Source organism: Streptococcus sp. GMD4S (assembly GCF_000296955.1).
In genome coordinates, this window is sequence record NZ_AJRE01000377.1 from 1 (window position 1) to 627 (window position 627).

The window sequence follows — 627 nt, forward strand, 5'->3', positions numbered from 1 at the left end:
TAGTTGGTAATTCGCCCCTATTTGTGATAGAATATTGAAAAAGATATTTCTTTTGAGAAAGGAAAAAGATGAGCAACATTTCAACTGATTTGCAAGATGTCGAAAAAATCATCGTGCTGGACTATGGTAGCCAATACAACCAGCTGATTTCACGCCGTATTCGTGAAATCGGTGTTTTTTCAGAGCTAAAAAGCCATAAAATCTCAGCCGCAGAGGTTCGTGCGATTAACCCTGTAGGGATCATCCTCTCTGGTGGACCAAACTCTGTTTATGAAGAGGATTCATTTGATATTGATCCAGAAATTTTTGAACTGGGCATTCCAATTTTGGGAATCTGCTATGGTATGCAACTTCTTACTCACAAACTTGGAGGAAAGGTTGTCCCTGCAGGTGATGCTGGTAATCGCGAGTATGGCCAATCACCACTTACTCACACTCCTTCTGCCCTCTTTGAAGGTACACCAGAAGAACAAATTGTTTTGATGAGCCACGGTGATGCGGTTACAGAGATTCCAGCTGATTTTGTTCGTACTGGAACATCTGCTGACTGTCCTTATGCAGCTATTGAAAACCCTGACAAGCACATCTATGGTATCCAATTCCACCCAGAAGTTCGCCATTCTGTAT

At 41.9% G+C, this 627-nt stretch carries 1 protein-coding gene; it reads left to right on the forward strand.

Features of this window, described 5'->3' with window-relative positions; all coding sequences use genetic code 11:
• Nucleotides 1-68 precede the first annotated feature (68 nt).
• Nucleotides 69-627, forward strand: a 559-nt coding sequence (guaA, locus tag GMD4S_RS10005; RefSeq protein WP_000065704.1) for a glutamine-hydrolyzing GMP synthase, incomplete at its 3' end; no start/stop codon positions are given.